The following is a 14,907-nucleotide window of genomic DNA, read 5'->3' on the forward strand; positions in this document are numbered from 1 at the left end:
AATATAAGAACACACAAGAGGACAAACGCACAATAAGAGGACAATTTGAAATGTCAACCTTGAAACGTTGAACTCGAAACTAAAAAACGATGAGCAAAAAACTAACACATATTGATGAAAGTGGACGGGCGAACATGGTAGATGTTGGAAATAAAAACCCACAAACACGCACCGCCGTTGCCGAAGGATTTATCCGTCTTAACAAAAAAACGGTGAAACTTATTCGCGAAAATCAGATCCGCAAAGGCGATGTGTTGACCGTTGCAGAAATTGCCGGAATTCAGGCTGCCAAGCGAACCAGCGAATTAATTCCTCTTTGCCATCAACTTCAGCTCACCAAAGTTGAAGTTGAACTCAACATTCGGGAGAATGGCGTTTATGCTAAATGTACCAGCCGCTGCATTGGACAAACTGGAGTAGAAATGGAAGCGCTAACAGGAGTGCAAATAGCACTGCTAACGATTTACGACATGTGCAAAGCGGTGGACAAAGCAATGCTTATCGAAAATGTGAAACTCATTGAAAAAACAAAAACAGATCTGTAGCGATGAAAAAGAACAACCAAGTTATTCAGGTACTTTCAGTTAATATTTCAGAAAAAAAAGGCACGATAAAAAAGCCTGTCGACAGCATTCAGCTTACCGACATTGGCGTTGTTGGTGATGCCCACTCCGGAAAATGGCATCGTCAGGTGAGCTTGTTGGCCAAAGAAAGCATCGACAAATTCGCGCACGAAGCCGGCAGAAAAATCAACCATGGCGAGTTTGCTGAAAACATTACCACAGAGGGATTGCTTCTACACCGAACGAAACCACTCGACCAGTTTGTTAATGAAAACCTGGAGCTGGAAGTGACACAGATTGGCAAAAAATGTCATGGCGACAATTGCTCCATCTTTCGTGAAGTTGGAAATTGTGTGATGCCCAAAGAAGGAATCTTTGCACGGGTTATTAAAAATGGAATCCTCAAATCGGAAGAAACACTAAACTATCATCCCAGAGTGATTAAAATAAAAATCATCACCTTGAGCGACCGCGCCAGTCGTGGTGAATACCAGGATAAAAGCGGCCCTCAAATTAAAAATCTCACTCAAACATATCTGGACAAAATCAACCGTCCAGTCGAATTTCAGCACGCTCTTATTCCCGATGACGAAAGCCAACTTTTAGCCGAGCTTCAAAATGGCGTTGAGCAACAAGTAGATGTTATTTTTACCACAGGCGGAACAGGAATCGGTCCAAGAGATATTACACCGGAAGTTGTCAAACCATTTTTAGACAAAGAAATCCCCGGCATTATGGAACTCATCCGCGTAAAATATGGCATGAAAAAGCCTGCTGCTCTGCTAAGTCGTGGAGTTGCCGGCGTGAAAAACCAAACCTTGATTTATTCGTTTCCGGGCAGTGTAAAAGCCGTTACTGAATATTGTACCGAAATTTTGCCAACGTTAGAGCATTCTCTTTACATGATTTACGGAATTGATAGCCATTAAAGCCAAACAACACAACTACCCGATATCTGCAACAATCACACCTGCCTGATAACCCCTTGCTAATTAGTGCAGTATTTCGTAACTTTTATTTCTAACCTTTAAAGAAATAAATTATGGACTGTCCGATTTGCCAAACCAAAGGGCTAAGTGAAGGCACTCAAATTTGTCCTCAATGCGACTCAGATCTAAAATCGCTTCATCAGATCGATCAAGCTGAAAAAGCCTTTGTCACTCAAAAAAGACAAAAATCTTTATGGATTCTACTCACCGTATTTATGGCAATTGCATTTATTAGTGCGCTGTATTTATATACGACAAATGCTGATTCTGCCTCAGAAACTGAATACGCAGAACTAAACCAACAACTTCAAACGGCGCAAGCCAGTATCCAGCAAACGAATCAGGAAAACAAAAGCTTGCAACAAGAGCTGGAAGCTTTAAAGAAGGCTGAAGCTGAAGTAAAATGCGAAGAAATAAACTACACTGTTCAGTGGGGTGAGAACTTGTTTAGTATTGCGTCGGCTGTTTATGGAAATGGTTATGAATATCCCAAAATTGTCGAAGCAAACTCGTTAGACAATCCCAATCATATTCTCGACGGACAGCAATTGGTTATTCCTTTTTAACTTAAACCCCCGAATCATGGCAAACAATAACGACACCTTACAAGCGATAAAAAAAGCAACAATTTCTCATCTTGCAGAAATTAGAGCACTGAAACAAAAATTGATTGACTTTCAAAACCAAGTGGAACAAAAAGATAATGAATTGATTAAAGCGCAAAAAGAAATAATAAAATTGAAAGAGCAGTTAAAGGCTGATTAAACAATGCACTTTCAAGTAAAAAAGCCTGAGACTGTAATAATCTCAGGCTTTTCATTGGTATGAGTATATTTTTTAGTGATGAGCAATCAGGTCAGGACTCCCGTCCGGATCACCATTGACAGTACCATCTGTTCCAATATTCCCTAGCAATACCAATCCTGCAACATGTGGAGCAGCCATTGACGTTCCGTTCCAGGTAGCATAACCTCCGTCTTTAACTGATGACTTGATACCAACTCCCGGAGCGCAAAAATCAATCGGAGGATTTCCGTAGTTTGAAAAAGAAGCAAAATTGTCATTTTTATCCATGGCTGAAACGGTAATCACATGGGTTCCATTTGCACGTGCCGGCGAATGATTATTGGCATCATCGGATTCATTACCAGCAGCAAGAACAAAAATAACACCACTGGATGCCGCTGCTGCTTCAACTGCGTCATCCAAAGCATCTGACGCGGAACCTCCTAAACTCATATTGGCAACATCACCTGAATGTCCGTTAGCAGCAACAAAATCGATTCCGGCTATTACGCCCGAATAACTACCACTCCCTCTTGAGTTAAGTACTTTCACCGGGATAACTGTTGCACCGGCAGCCACTCCAACAACACCAATATTGTTATCTATGGCAGCAATTGTTCCTGACACATGAGTTCCATGTCCGTTACCATCGTCAAAGCCGGTATCTTTTCCTTTTGTAAAGGCAGAAAAACCGATGCCTTTTGCTACGTTCAAGTCCGGATGATCCAAATCAATTCCGGAGTCGATAATCCAGGCTGTTTTTCCTGTTACTGATACGGGCCCTCCAACCCGAGTAATTCCCCAAGGGGTTTCCTGAGTAGTACTTCCGCCACCACCATCACCACCTTTATTTGGTCCTTTCCCCGGTGGTGGTGCTAGAGCAACCACTTTATCTTTATGGATTGATTTGACTGATTTATCGGACAATAACTTTTTGGCTTGCCCCGGGGCAATCTTAACCGAGAACCCCACAATTGAATTGGAATAAACAAAACCTACATCGCTGTCAGAAATCTGATTTCGCTTTAATAAGCCTAAAGCATTTCCTTTTACAGCACCTTTTCGCATCTCGTAGCCCTTTACCGTTTTCAACTCACTCAACAAATCAGCGTCATTCAACTGAACAATGTATGAGATCTTTCCTTCTGCTGCACTTTTCAACGCCACATCATCAACATAATCGCTTTCCTCAACAACTGGCGATTGACAAGAGAACATCAAAGCCATTACCCCGATGGCTAAAGGTTTTCCCAAAGTAATTTTTTTCATAGTCGCGCTTTTATGATTTTAACATTTTTTTAGCAAGTTAATATTTAAAAGATTAAAAGACAATTATTTCTTTATTATACACATCCCCTCTATTGTCAACTGAATATCAATTTCTACGAAGGAATCGGTATTTGTTTGAAGTTGTTAATGATCGCATACAATTGTTTTCAACAATAATTTGTCAGATTTTACTGCTCCAGAGCTAAAAGCAACAGGATTCTAAAAACTAATTTCCCTTCATACTATGCAATTCGTATATTCGCAATAAAATTTTTGAAATGATTCCAAAACTAAAACATACAGGTAAGAACTTTCTGTTGCTAGCTGGACCATGCGTAATTGAAAGCAAAGAAATGGCCTTTGAAATTGCTGAAGAGATTGTAGATATCTGCAATCGCCTTGAGATTCCATTTGTGTTTAAAGGCTCGTACCGGAAAGCGAACCGTTCGCGCATTGATTCATTTACCGGAATTGGGGACGAAAAAGCGCTGAGCATTTTAAAAGCAGTTGGTGAGAAATTCAATATTCCAACGGTAACCGATGTCCATTCAGCTGCAGAAGCTACAATCGCCGCTCAATACGTTGATGTACTTCAGATTCCTGCCTTTTTATGCCGGCAAACCGACCTGCTGATTGCAGCTGCCGAAACCAACAAAGTTGTAAATATTAAAAAAGGCCAGTTCCTATCCGCTGAATCAATGAAATTCGCCGTTGACAAAGTACGTGATTCGGGCAATGAAAAGGTAATGCTAACCGAACGTGGAACAACATTTGGCTATCAGGATCTAGTGGTTGATTACCGCGGAATACCGGTAATGAAAACCAATAACTGTCCAGTGATTCTAGATATCACTCACTCCCTGCAACAACCCAATCAAACTTCAGGAGTAACCGGAGGAAAACCAGAGCTAATCGAAACTATCGCCAAAGCGGGCATTGCAGTAGGTGCCGATGGTATCTTTATTGAAACCCACCCTGATCCTTCTGTTGCAAAATCAGATGGTGCCAATATGCTTCGTTTGGACCTATTGGAATCGTTGCTAAAAAAACTGGTTCTATTAAAACAAATTACAGATAGATTATAATTAGTATTCAAAATCCCAATACCATGAAAAATAGAAGAAATTTTCTTAAACGTTCTGCTGCCGGATTAGGATTTATTAGTTTACCATTTCTGCCTAAAAAAGCCAGTGCCGGCGAAATGAAAATCGTCCTTCAGAACAGTTATATCCATCATGTATACTTTTGGCTAAAGAAACCTGAAAGTAACGAAGCGTGCCGACGTTTTGAAGAAGGCCTTAAATTACTGGTCACCATACCGGAAATTAAGCTTTATCATATTGGAAGAGCGGTAGAATCAAACCGTGACGTTGTTGATGATTCGTTTACCTACTCGTACATGGCGGTATTCAACAATAAAGCTGATCAGGATAACTACCAGGTTCATCCCACCCATTTAAAGTTTATCGAAAACTACGGCGATCTTTGGGAGAAAGTAATTGTTTATGATGCACTCTAATGGAAAAACAAGTACGCTATTAAAATGGCTGCTATAATTCCTGTAAGGTCAGCAATCAGTCCACATACCACGGCATAGCGGGTTCTTGTAATTCCTACTGCACCAAAGTAAACAGCCAGCGTATAAAAGGTTGTCTCTGTTGATCCCTGAAATACTGACGATAATAAACCGGCAAATGAGTCGGGACCAAAATTGGGATTATTATAAATTTCAAGCATGGCTCCTCTTGCTCCACTCCCACTCAAGGGTTTCATAAAAGCAACGGGCAGCGCATCTACAAAATCGGTATTGAATCCAACTAACGAAACAAGTCCTTTTATGCCACCTATAACCAAATCCATGGCTCCAGATGCCCGAAATACGCCAATGGCTACGAGCATGGCTACGAGGTAGGGAATGATTTTAATAGCGACATTAAACCCATCTTTTGCTCCGGTAATAAAGGAGTTGTATACATCAATCTTTTTCCTGAAAGCCAAAAACAGAAAAGAAATAATTATGAGGAAGATGATCAGGTTGCCGCCAAAAGATGAGACTTTCGTTATTTGATCCTGATTCAAGGTAGAAAACCACCACAATAATCCGGCAATACATGCTGTTGCTGTACCAATATATGCGATAACCACTTTGTTAAAAAGGTTGATTCGCTGATAAATGGAAACCGATATTAAACCTGCGAGCGTTGAAAAATAGGTTGCCAATAAAATGGGGAGAAAAATAACGGACACCATCTGCGACTCAGCAGCAACACGGTAAGCCAGAATACTCACCGGAATAACCGTCAAACCCGAGGTGTTCAAAACCAAAAACATAATTTGTGCATTGGATGCTTTATCTTTTTCAACATTAAGCTCTTGCAAATCGTCCATGGCTTTAAGCCCCAAAGGCGTTGCGGCATTATCCAATCCCAGCATATTGGCCGACAGGTTCATCATCATGGCTCCAATTGATTTATGATTTCTGGGAAGTTCAGGGAAAAGCTTATTGAAGAAAGGACCAAAAATACGCGCAATAATATTCACGGCACCACCATCTTCCCCTACTTTCATTATTCCTAGCCATAAAACCATCACACCAATTAAAGCAATAATAAGATCGACACTGGCCGTTGCCATCGAAAAGGAAGCATCGACCATATCTTTAAAAACATGGAGATCAACCTCTGTAAAAATGATGCCCAAAGCATCGGCAAAAAAGTCACGAAATAAATAGCCAAGCACTCGAATAACGGCAACTACAAAAGCAACCAAAAAGAATCCGATCCATATATAATTTAACACCATACCAGTAAGCTAATTAAAAGTCCAGGTAGCACACATCTTCTTTTATCAAAACTAAAAACCGAATCTACAAAAAATGAATGAGAATAGTAGAATCCGCTTTTACTGCTATAAAAAAAGGAGTCGCATACACGACTCCCCTTTACCTAAAATAATAAACTATCCCGTTTTTAAATAACTACTATAGGGCTATTTAATTTTTCAGCTTCATGATTCATGTAAGCTCTAAAGTTTTCAATTTCTTTCCATTTTGGATTTTCTAGTCCCCAAACTGCAAAAAAGTAATGTCGTGCGGGTTTGTTATTTTCAATTTTCTGCGCCACATAGTAAGTTTCGGAAATTACTATGCTAAAATTTTTATTTGGCACAGTTTGATATCCCTTCTCGAAATAATTTATATCTGTAGTCCTGTCAACTTTCGATAGTTCGTCTTTCGGAACCATGACCGCCATTCCCAGCTCGTCATTATTTAACGATTGCACATCGAGCGTGGCAATTGCCGAAAAATGATCGCCAGCATCAAAGGCATAAGGTTCATTGGTAAGTTTACTGGTTACAATACCGGTAGCCAACTGCTTTGTACCGGTGAAGCCCTTAACAGTTACATCAGACTGAAACCAGTATTTCCCCGGGTAAATCGAGATTCGTTCTACGGCCTCCAGTTTCTCGCCATTCACATCCCATCCTTTATATTTTAAATCGAATACTGAACGAACCGGCCCTTCAGCAATTTTTTGATACTCGTAAACATCTGTTGATCCGAGACGAAATAGCGAATCGTTCTCCAGCATTGCCAAACCACCGGCACCAAGACTATTTCCACAGTGCAACACATCCATTCCCCAATCGGCTAATTCGTGATAGTTGCCCATTTCCGGAGTATGGATTTTATCAATAATTAAACCGGGTTTTAGCTTTCCGAATAAGTCTTTTACATTACGACAATCGAAGTAATTACGAAAACCCATTTTATCATTTTCCCAATTCACACTTTCGCCTTGCGCAATAATCTGAAAACTATCTTTGCAACTAGGTGCTTCATAAAAATCAAATTCTTTGTAACTGTGGTCATCCTGAACAATTCCCAAACGTACATTGGTACGTTTTTCAAACTCAGGAAAATCGCCAACAGATACCATTTCCGCGGTTAACGTAATTTCCTCTGAAGCAGCAAAATCCAGGTTAATTACTAATTCATCCCATTCGCCATCTCCATCCGTATCGTCAACTTGCGAATGGACTGCCACACCATCCTTTTTCAACACAGGCGCAAGTCCTGCTTCAATAGCGCCCAGTTTTTGCTCTAGTTTATCTCGCTGGATAACAATAGTTTCATCAGGACGATTAACATCCATCAGATTTTTCAACGCCATCTGACTTTCAGGTGTAGAACAGGAAAATAATCCTGCTGCCAGCACGAATGAAACATATACCAGTCTTCTCATGTCGAAGATTTTTCTTTAAAATATTGAAAAGGGACAGAAAAATAAAGAGATTTTACTGTCCTCGTGGAGAACAGTAAAATCTCTTTTAATATATTATTATAAATCGTTTTCGCCTTTTACGTAACCGAAGTTGGCTAAAATTCCGCCATCAACATAAAGGACGTGTCCGTTTACAAAGTCGGCTGCTTTTGACGACAAGAACATGGCCGCATTACCGACATCTTCAGGTTCTCCCCAACGTCCGGCAGGAGTACGTGTCATCACCAAATCATTGAATGGATGACCGCCTTCGCGAATCTCTGCAGTTTGCGAAGTCGCAATATAACCCGGACCAATACCATTAATTTGAATGTTGTATTTTGCCCACTCGCAGCACATATTTGCAGTTAGCAGTTTCAAACCACCTTTTGCCGAAGCATAAGCAGATACTGAGTTACGTCCGTATACGCTCATCATCGAACACATGTTAATGATTTTTCCACTGCGCTTTTCAATCATTTTAGGCGCAACACGTTTTGCGACGATCAAAGGAGCTACCAAATCAACATCAATTACTTGTTTAAAATCAGCAACAGGCATGTCCAGAATTGGAATACGCTTAATGATTCCGGCATTGTTTACCAAAATATCTACATCACCAACATTTTTTTCAATTTCACCAATTCCGTAATCAACTTCTTCTTCGCTGGTAACATTGAATTTTACAGTAAAAACGTCGATACCGTCTTTTTTATATTCTTCCTTACAAGCAGCAAGCTTCTCGTCTGAAAGGTCGTTTACACAAATTTTAGCTCCGGCTTTACCCAAAACTTTACCAATAGCCATTCCAATACCGTGAGTTCCTCCGGTAACCAAGGCTACTTTTCCTGATAAATCAAATAATTCGTTCATTTTATTTCTTTTGTTGATTATCTTATTTCAATTGGGTTGGTTGAATAACGTCCATATCGGTATAATCGAGGTTTTCGCCAGCCATTCCCCAAATAAAAATGTAGTTGCTTGTTCCCGCAGCCGAGTGGATTGACCAACTTGGAGAAATTACAGCCTGCTCATTTTTCATCCACAAGTGGCGAGTCTCCTGTGGTTGTCCCATAAAGTGACATACAGCCTGATCTTCCGGAACATTAAAATAGAAATACACCTCATTTCTACGACTGTGCGTATGCGCTGGCATGGTATTCCAAACACTTCCCGGCTTCAGTTCGGTCATTCCCATTTGCAATTGGCAAGTGTCAACAACTTTATTAATCAACAACTGGTTGATCTCACGCTCATTTGAAGTTTTCAACGATCCAAGTTGTAAGACATTGGCGTCTTTCAAGGTTACATGTTTTGTTGGAAATTCCTTGTGAGCAGGAGCCGAGTTAAAGTAAAAACGCGCAGGTTTTTTACCATCAGCCGATTTAAAAGCGACTTCTTTTGCACCTTTCCCAATGTATAAAGCCTCCTTGAAATCCATCACATATTCAGTACCATCAACAACAACGCTTCCGGTTCCACCGACATTGATAATACCCACTTCACGACGTTCGCAAAAGTAATTTGCTTTAAGAGCATCTACAGTTCCCAAAGTCAGCTCTTTGGTTACAGGAACAGCTCCTCCAACGATGTAACGCTCGATATGTGAATACACCAAATTAATAGCATCGTCTTCCATTACTTTCTCTACCAGAAATTCTTTTCTTATCTTTTCGGTATCATACGATTTAAAATCCTCTGGATGATATGCATACCTTTCTTCAAAATTTATTGCCATAATCTTATTAATTTTATATGGTTTCGCTTTCTTCTGTATTCAGTTATACAACATTTATAAGGCCCAACTAATCTTAGAGTTTTCAATTCCTATGTTCTATTTTTAGTCGAAGCCACACATCCGTGCATATTTTACATTCATTCCTATATCTTGTCAACCAATAATAATTGCAGAATGTTTAGAACACTGCGAAAATGAAAATCAAACATTCGTTTTCATTCGCAAAAACACCACAAATTTATTACAAAGAAACAACAAATGCAATCGATTGCATTAATTTTTTATTCTAATTGAAAAATAATTATCATATTTGCATTCAGGTAAAAACTTAACTAAAAAGGCCAGATGATTTCCGGCTTTTAAAATAAAAGATGGACAAGAAAACCTCAATCACAATTCATGACATTGCGAAGGAACTTAACATCTCCGCATCCACTGTATCAAGGGCTTTAAATGATAATCCGCGCATCAGTAAGGCAACAAAAGCCAAGATCAAGTCGCTTGCACTTAAGCTCGGATATCAGCCAAATACCATCGCATCAAACTTACGTAATCAGCGCACCAACACCATTGGGATTGTGGTTCCACTTATTAACCGTCATTTTTTCTCGACCTTTATTAGTGGCGTAGAAGATGTCGCTTTTGACGCCGGATATAACGTTATTATTTCTCAGTCGAAAGACCAGTTAGAAAAGGAAAAGCAAATTATCCATTCCCTATTTTCCAACCGGGTTGATGGTTTGATTACCTCGCTGAGTATGCAAACCAACGAATTTGACCATTTTCAATTGTTTACCAACAAAAATATTCCGTTGGTATTCTTCGACCGGATTGCGCCTCAACTTGAAACCAACAAAATTGTTGTCGATGATTTTGCTTGTGGTTTTAAGGCAACGCAGCACTTAATTGACCAGGGATATAAAAGAATTGCTCACCTTGCCGGACCAACAGTGTTAAATACCTACCACGAACGTATGGAAGGTTACAAAGACGCACTGAAGAAAAATAGCCTTCCGGCAGAGGATGAACTAATTATTTTTAATAGACTAACACGTATAGACGGACAGGAAGCCATCAAGAAACTACTTGCGTTAAAAAATCCACCTGATGCCGTTTTTTGTGGAAATGATACGTCGGCCTTGAGTATGATTGTTTATTTAAAATCGGTTGGTATTCGAGTTCCCGAAGACTTTGGTATCGTAGGTTTTAGTAATGAGCCCTTTTCCGAAGTTGTTACCCCATCTATTTCAACCCTGAAGCAGCCGGCATACGAAATGGGACAAAAAGCAGCTCAGTTGATTCTTAATGAGATTGAAAATAAACAAACTCCGAGAAGTTATCAAACGATTACCATGCCAACAGAGCTGATCGTCAGGGAATCATCGATGAAAAAATAATTTGTTTTAAACATTGATTTTCAGAAAAGAGAATATAAAACTCCGAGGAAGAGCCCCGAAGAATTATTAGATAAATAAAAGCAATTGAGAACACCTCTACCCGACTGCTCTCAATTGCTTTCGATTTTCTCTTACAGCCAAAGTGTATGTTTTATGTGTCAGCTCTTGACACATTGATTACACCTTTAATATTTTGCAGTTTTTTCAATAAAAAATCCAAGTGCTCCAGGTTGTTTACAAAGACCCGCAAAGTTCCTTCAAATTCACCATTTTCCGCATCAATATTAATGGAACGCATCTGAACGCTTACATCTTTTGAAATGACATGTGAGATTTGTGTAACAATACCGGCATCATCGGTTCCTGAAACACGAATAGTAGCTTGAAATGAGGAACGCTTTTCCGAATCGCGCCACTTTGCAGGGATCACCCGATAAGGATATCGTTCAATCAATTGTTTTGCATTTGGACAAGAACGACGATGAATTTTTATACCCTCTTTAATGGTTACAAATCCAAAAATCTGATCTCCAAAAATCGGGTTACAACAAGGAGCTAACTTATGATTTACATTTTTCAAATTGTTATCAATCACCAGGTAATCGTCACTCCCTGAAAAACTCAATTCCTTCAAATCATCGGCGGCTAAAACATCCTCAATCTTCTGTTTTACGGTTGGTTCTGCTTCCTTTTCTACTACCAATTCCTTAATGGCTAAAGGATCAATCTTTCCTATCGAAATATTAAAATACAAATCTTGCGCTAATTTCAGATTGTAATGTTTCAGAAGCATCCGGATTAACTCATCGTTATAATCTATCTTCCAATTTTTTAATTTGCGTAATAAAATTTCCTTTCCGTTCTCCGCTTCAATTTTCCGCTCCTCATTGACACTGGATTTGATGCGTGTTTTTGCACGGGTGGTTTTTACAAAATCCAACCAATCCAGCTTCGGTTTTTGTTTTACTGAAGTATCAATTGAAATCTGATCGCCGTTCTTCACTTTATATCTCAAGGTAACCTTCTTGCCATTCAGCATTCCTCCAACGCAGTGGTCTCCAACTTCAGAGTGAATCTCATAAGCAAAATCGAGCAGAGTTGCACCGGCTGGCAGTCGTTTTAAATCTCCCTTAGGGGTAAAAACAAAAATTTCATCCGAATAAATATTGGTATTAAAATCGTCGATAAAATCAACCACATTCAACTCTGGATTTTCTAAAATATCGCGTACGTTGGCCAGCCAGTTTTCCATTTCAGCGCTGGCAGTTCCACCTTTGTATTTCCAGTGAGCCGCCAAGCCCTTCTCCGCAATCTCATCCATACGTTTTGTTCGGATCTGAATTTCAACCCACTTTTTATGAGGGCCTAAAACCGTAGCATGTAAACTTTCGTAACCATTTGATTTTGGCAACGTAATCCAATCGCGCATCCGTTCCGGGTTGGATTGATACTCATCGGTGACAATGGAATAAACCTGCCAGCAATCCGATTTTTCCAATTCGGGCTTCGAATCCAGAATTACTCGAATCGCAAACAAATCATACACCTCGTCGAAGCTAACCTTGCTGTTTTGCATCTTCTTCCAAATGGAATTGATCGCTTTTGTTCGAGCTTTCATGTCAAACTGAAACCCACGTGCTTTCAATTTTTCCTCAATAGGCTTTACAAATTCGGCCACAAAGTTTTTCCGTTCTTCGCTACTTTCTTCCAAACGCTTAGACACGTAATGGTAGCTATCTGGGTTGCTGTATTTCAGGCATAAATCCAGCATCTCCGAATTGATGTAATACAAACCCAACCGATGCGCCAGCGGAGCGTAAAGATGTGCTGTCTCCAACGATATTTTTTGACGAACCGCTTCCGGATAAATATCCAAATTACGCATCACTTGCATGCGGTCGGAAATCTTAACCAAGATAACACGAACGTCACCGGCCATGGTCAGTAAAAGCTTGCGATAGTTTTCAGAGTGCAAATCTACCGTATCTGTTCCCAGAGCATTAATTTTTGCCATTCCACCTAAAATACTGGCCACTACCGATCCGAACTCCGTTTCAATATCATGCACGGTTGGGCGATTGCTAATTTCCTCGTAAGTTACATTGTGCAGCAATCCGGCCACAATCGAGCTGGCACCCAGACCAACTTCTTCGGCAACAACCTGCGCGACTCCAATGGAATGCGCAACAATGACTTCGCCTGTTGGCCAAACATTGTCGCCAAGCGAGTTATAGGCATATTGAAATGCTCGTTCAATTTCAGAGATATCGTCAACTGAAGGCGATGATTCGCAAACCGCTTTAAGCTTCTGCCAGGCACTTTCAATTTGTTTGTTCATGATTCGGGGGTTTAAATATTTAACCGTCAAGTTAAACTAGATCAAAAAAAAGGCCACCATTCCGGCAGCCTTTTCAAAAAAATATTTTGTATTCGTTCTATTCTGCCTGCGTGGTATCCACAAATTTACGTCCCTGTAATTCACGATTGAGCATGAAGACACCGTTGCCTTGTCCGTCGATCAATTTTAAATTATCCAACAGCTCGTTGACCGTTGCTTCTTCTTCTACCTGCTCATCAACAAACCACTTTAAAAAGCTTTGAGTTGCATGATCGCTTGCTTTTACGGCAACGTCCATTAACTGGTCGATCATTCCCGTCACTTTCTGTTCATGAGCTAATGTTTTTTCAAAAACATCAATTGTCCCTTCAAAATCAGCAGGAACTCCTTCAATTGGCTCAAGAATAACCCGACCATTGCGTTCGTTCACAAAATCGAAAAATTTCAACGAGTGTGCCAATTCCTCTTGGTATTGAACCTTCATCCAGTTTGCAAAACCTGACAAGCCTTTATCTTCGAAATAAGCTGACATTGATAGGTACAAGTATGCAGAATGCATTTCCGCATTGATCTGATTATTGAGCGCTTTTAAAACTTCTTCTTTAAGCATGTTGATTTTGTTTTTACGTTTCACTCAAAAATACTAAAAAAATACTGTTAACAAACCATCTTTGGTGAATTTATATCCCGATTAACAAAGGCTTAAAATGAGGACCTTCTATTCTCCAAAATCGAGGTTAAACCGCTGTTTCAAAAGAGCCAGATTCGGATTTCTCTTCATCATTTCATTGAGCTTCTCTGTTTCAGAGTAGGGTTTGTATTCAACTTCCTGAGCAACAATATCGGTTATCAATTCAATACTCGTATTCCGAAGTTCTTTGCGTAACCAGGAAACCAGATCCGGCTTTATTTTATTAATCTCTTCCAGTTGAACTGAGTTATCAATTTTTAAATCGAGTTTGTGCTGATCAATAACTTTAGGTATTCTCGAAAGTGTGGCCTTCAGATTCGGACGATCATCCAGACGTGTTAAATACTCTTTCCACTTTGCTTCAAACTGTTCTTGCGTAAAAGCCTCTGTTAATTGTTCCCCGGCATAATACTTCAGTTTTTCCTGAGCATCTTCTTCGTCTTTATCGCCCAGCTTACCGGACATGGCATCTCTAATTGATGGAGTATAACCACTCCCCCTCTTTTTAATAACACGTTTTACCTGGGTGCGAATCGGTGCTTCGGGCTCTTTAACCGAATTTTGAGTTGTGCTTTTTTTATCTGGCGAAGTTTTTGACACTGGTTGTGCTGAGTCATTGGACTTTTGCTCGGCAAATATTGGTTCCAGCTCAAACGGATCCGATTCGTCAGCTATTTTTTTTTTAAGGTGAGTTGAGCCATTTTAATTAAACTCAACTCCACTAGCAAGCGTTTATTCTGGCTGAGTTTATATTGCATGTCGCACTCGTTGCTAATTTTTAGCGCTTCCAATAAGAAATCAGAATCACAAGAAACTGCGGTTTAACCTCGATTTTGGAGAATAGAAGGTCCTCATTTTAAGCCTTTGTTAATCG

Annotated in this window: 15 protein-coding genes; 7 read left to right on the top strand and 8 right to left on the bottom strand. The window is 39.9% G+C overall.

Annotation, left to right across the window (positions count from 1 at the left end; translation table 11 throughout):
* The first annotated feature begins 89 nt into the window (after positions 1 to 89).
* The 4 genes from moaC (at position 90) to ACTB00_RS17070 (ending at position 2,317) form a co-directional block, all read left to right on the top strand.
* Positions 90 to 545 carry a cyclic pyranopterin monophosphate synthase MoaC gene (gene moaC / locus ACTB00_RS17055; RefSeq protein ID WP_463301119.1) on the top strand — a complete coding sequence of 152 codons (456 nt, stop codon included), beginning with the start codon at positions 90 to 92 and terminating at the stop codon, positions 543 to 545.
* 2 nt (positions 546 to 547) lie between these two features.
* Complete coding sequence (locus ACTB00_RS17060) at positions 548 to 1,492, top strand: molybdenum cofactor synthesis domain-containing protein (RefSeq protein ID WP_463301120.1); 945 nt, start codon at positions 548 to 550, stop codon at positions 1,490 to 1,492.
* A 113-nt stretch (positions 1,493 to 1,605) separates the two neighbouring features.
* Positions 1,606 to 2,118, top strand: a complete 513-nt coding sequence (locus tag ACTB00_RS17065; protein ID WP_463301121.1) for a LysM peptidoglycan-binding domain-containing protein — start codon at positions 1,606 to 1,608, stop codon at positions 2,116 to 2,118.
* A 16-nt stretch (positions 2,119 to 2,134) separates the two neighbouring features.
* Positions 2,135 to 2,317 (top strand): hypothetical protein, encoded by a 183-nt coding sequence (locus tag ACTB00_RS17070; RefSeq protein WP_463301122.1) that lies wholly within the window; start codon positions 2,135 to 2,137, stop codon positions 2,315 to 2,317.
* A 72-nt stretch (positions 2,318 to 2,389) separates the two neighbouring features.
* Here the strand turns inward: ACTB00_RS17070 and ACTB00_RS17075 are convergent, their stop codons facing one another.
* Positions 2,390 to 3,607 carry a S8 family peptidase gene (locus ACTB00_RS17075; protein ID WP_463301123.1) on the bottom strand — a complete coding sequence of 406 codons (1,218 nt, stop codon included), beginning with the start codon at positions 3,605 to 3,607 and terminating at the stop codon, positions 2,390 to 2,392.
* Between the two features lie 278 nt (positions 3,608 to 3,885).
* Between ACTB00_RS17075 and kdsA the strand changes: the two genes are divergently transcribed.
* The gene (gene kdsA / locus ACTB00_RS17080) at positions 3,886 to 4,692 is read left to right on the top strand and encodes a 3-deoxy-8-phosphooctulonate synthase (RefSeq protein WP_463301124.1); all 807 of its coding nucleotides are present in this window, start codon (positions 3,886 to 3,888) and stop codon (positions 4,690 to 4,692) included.
* A 23-nt stretch (positions 4,693 to 4,715) separates the two neighbouring features.
* On the top strand, positions 4,716 to 5,126 hold the full coding sequence (locus ACTB00_RS17085) for a Dabb family protein (protein WP_463301125.1): 411 nt from the start codon (positions 4,716 to 4,718) through the stop codon (positions 5,124 to 5,126).
* Here ACTB00_RS17085 and ACTB00_RS17090 read toward each other — a convergent pair.
* The 4 genes from ACTB00_RS17090 to kduI form a co-directional block, all read right to left on the bottom strand.
* A complete protein-coding gene (locus tag ACTB00_RS17090; protein WP_463301126.1) occupies positions 5,123 to 6,409 on the bottom strand; it encodes a nucleoside recognition domain-containing protein in 1,287 nt (428 codons plus the stop codon). The two genes, ACTB00_RS17085 and ACTB00_RS17090, sit on opposite strands and share 4 nt — an antisense overlap.
* 167 nt (positions 6,410 to 6,576) lie before the next feature.
* Complete coding sequence (locus tag ACTB00_RS17095; protein ID WP_463301127.1) at positions 6,577 to 7,851, bottom strand: DUF4861 domain-containing protein; 1,275 nt, start codon at positions 7,849 to 7,851, stop codon at positions 6,577 to 6,579.
* 96 nt (positions 7,852 to 7,947) lie between these two features.
* Entirely contained in the window at positions 7,948 to 8,742 is a 795-nt protein-coding gene (locus ACTB00_RS17100) for a gluconate 5-dehydrogenase (RefSeq protein WP_159518200.1), read from the bottom strand.
* Positions 8,743 to 8,764: 22 nt separating this feature from the next.
* On the bottom strand, positions 8,765 to 9,607 hold the full coding sequence (gene kduI, locus ACTB00_RS17105) for a 5-dehydro-4-deoxy-D-glucuronate isomerase (protein ID WP_463301128.1): 843 nt from the start codon (positions 9,605 to 9,607) through the stop codon (positions 8,765 to 8,767).
* 371 nt (positions 9,608 to 9,978) lie between these two features.
* Between kduI and ACTB00_RS17110 the strand changes: the two genes are divergently transcribed.
* On the top strand, positions 9,979 to 11,004 hold the full coding sequence (locus ACTB00_RS17110; protein WP_463301129.1) for a LacI family DNA-binding transcriptional regulator: 1,026 nt from the start codon (positions 9,979 to 9,981) through the stop codon (positions 11,002 to 11,004).
* Positions 11,005 to 11,155: 151 nt separating this feature from the next.
* Here ACTB00_RS17110 and ACTB00_RS17115 read toward each other — a convergent pair whose 3' ends face one another.
* The 3 genes from ACTB00_RS17115 to ACTB00_RS17125 all read right to left on the bottom strand — a co-directional run bounded on the left by ACTB00_RS17115 (position 11,156) and on the right by ACTB00_RS17125 (position 14,633).
* Positions 11,156 to 13,342, bottom strand: coding sequence for a RelA/SpoT family protein (locus tag ACTB00_RS17115; RefSeq protein WP_463301130.1), 2,187 nt, complete (start codon positions 13,340 to 13,342; stop codon positions 11,156 to 11,158).
* Between the two features lie 97 nt (positions 13,343 to 13,439).
* Positions 13,440 to 13,952: a ferritin gene (locus ACTB00_RS17120; protein ID WP_463301131.1), complete on the bottom strand. Its 513-nt coding sequence runs from the start codon at positions 13,950 to 13,952 to the stop codon at positions 13,440 to 13,442.
* Positions 13,953 to 14,060: 108 nt separating this feature from the next.
* Positions 14,061 to 14,633, bottom strand: a complete 573-nt coding sequence (locus tag ACTB00_RS17125) for a hypothetical protein (protein ID WP_463301132.1) — start codon at positions 14,631 to 14,633, stop codon at positions 14,061 to 14,063.
* Positions 14,634 to 14,907 lie beyond the last annotated feature (274 nt).

The sequence above is a fragment of the Sunxiuqinia sp. genome (assembly GCF_055140945.1).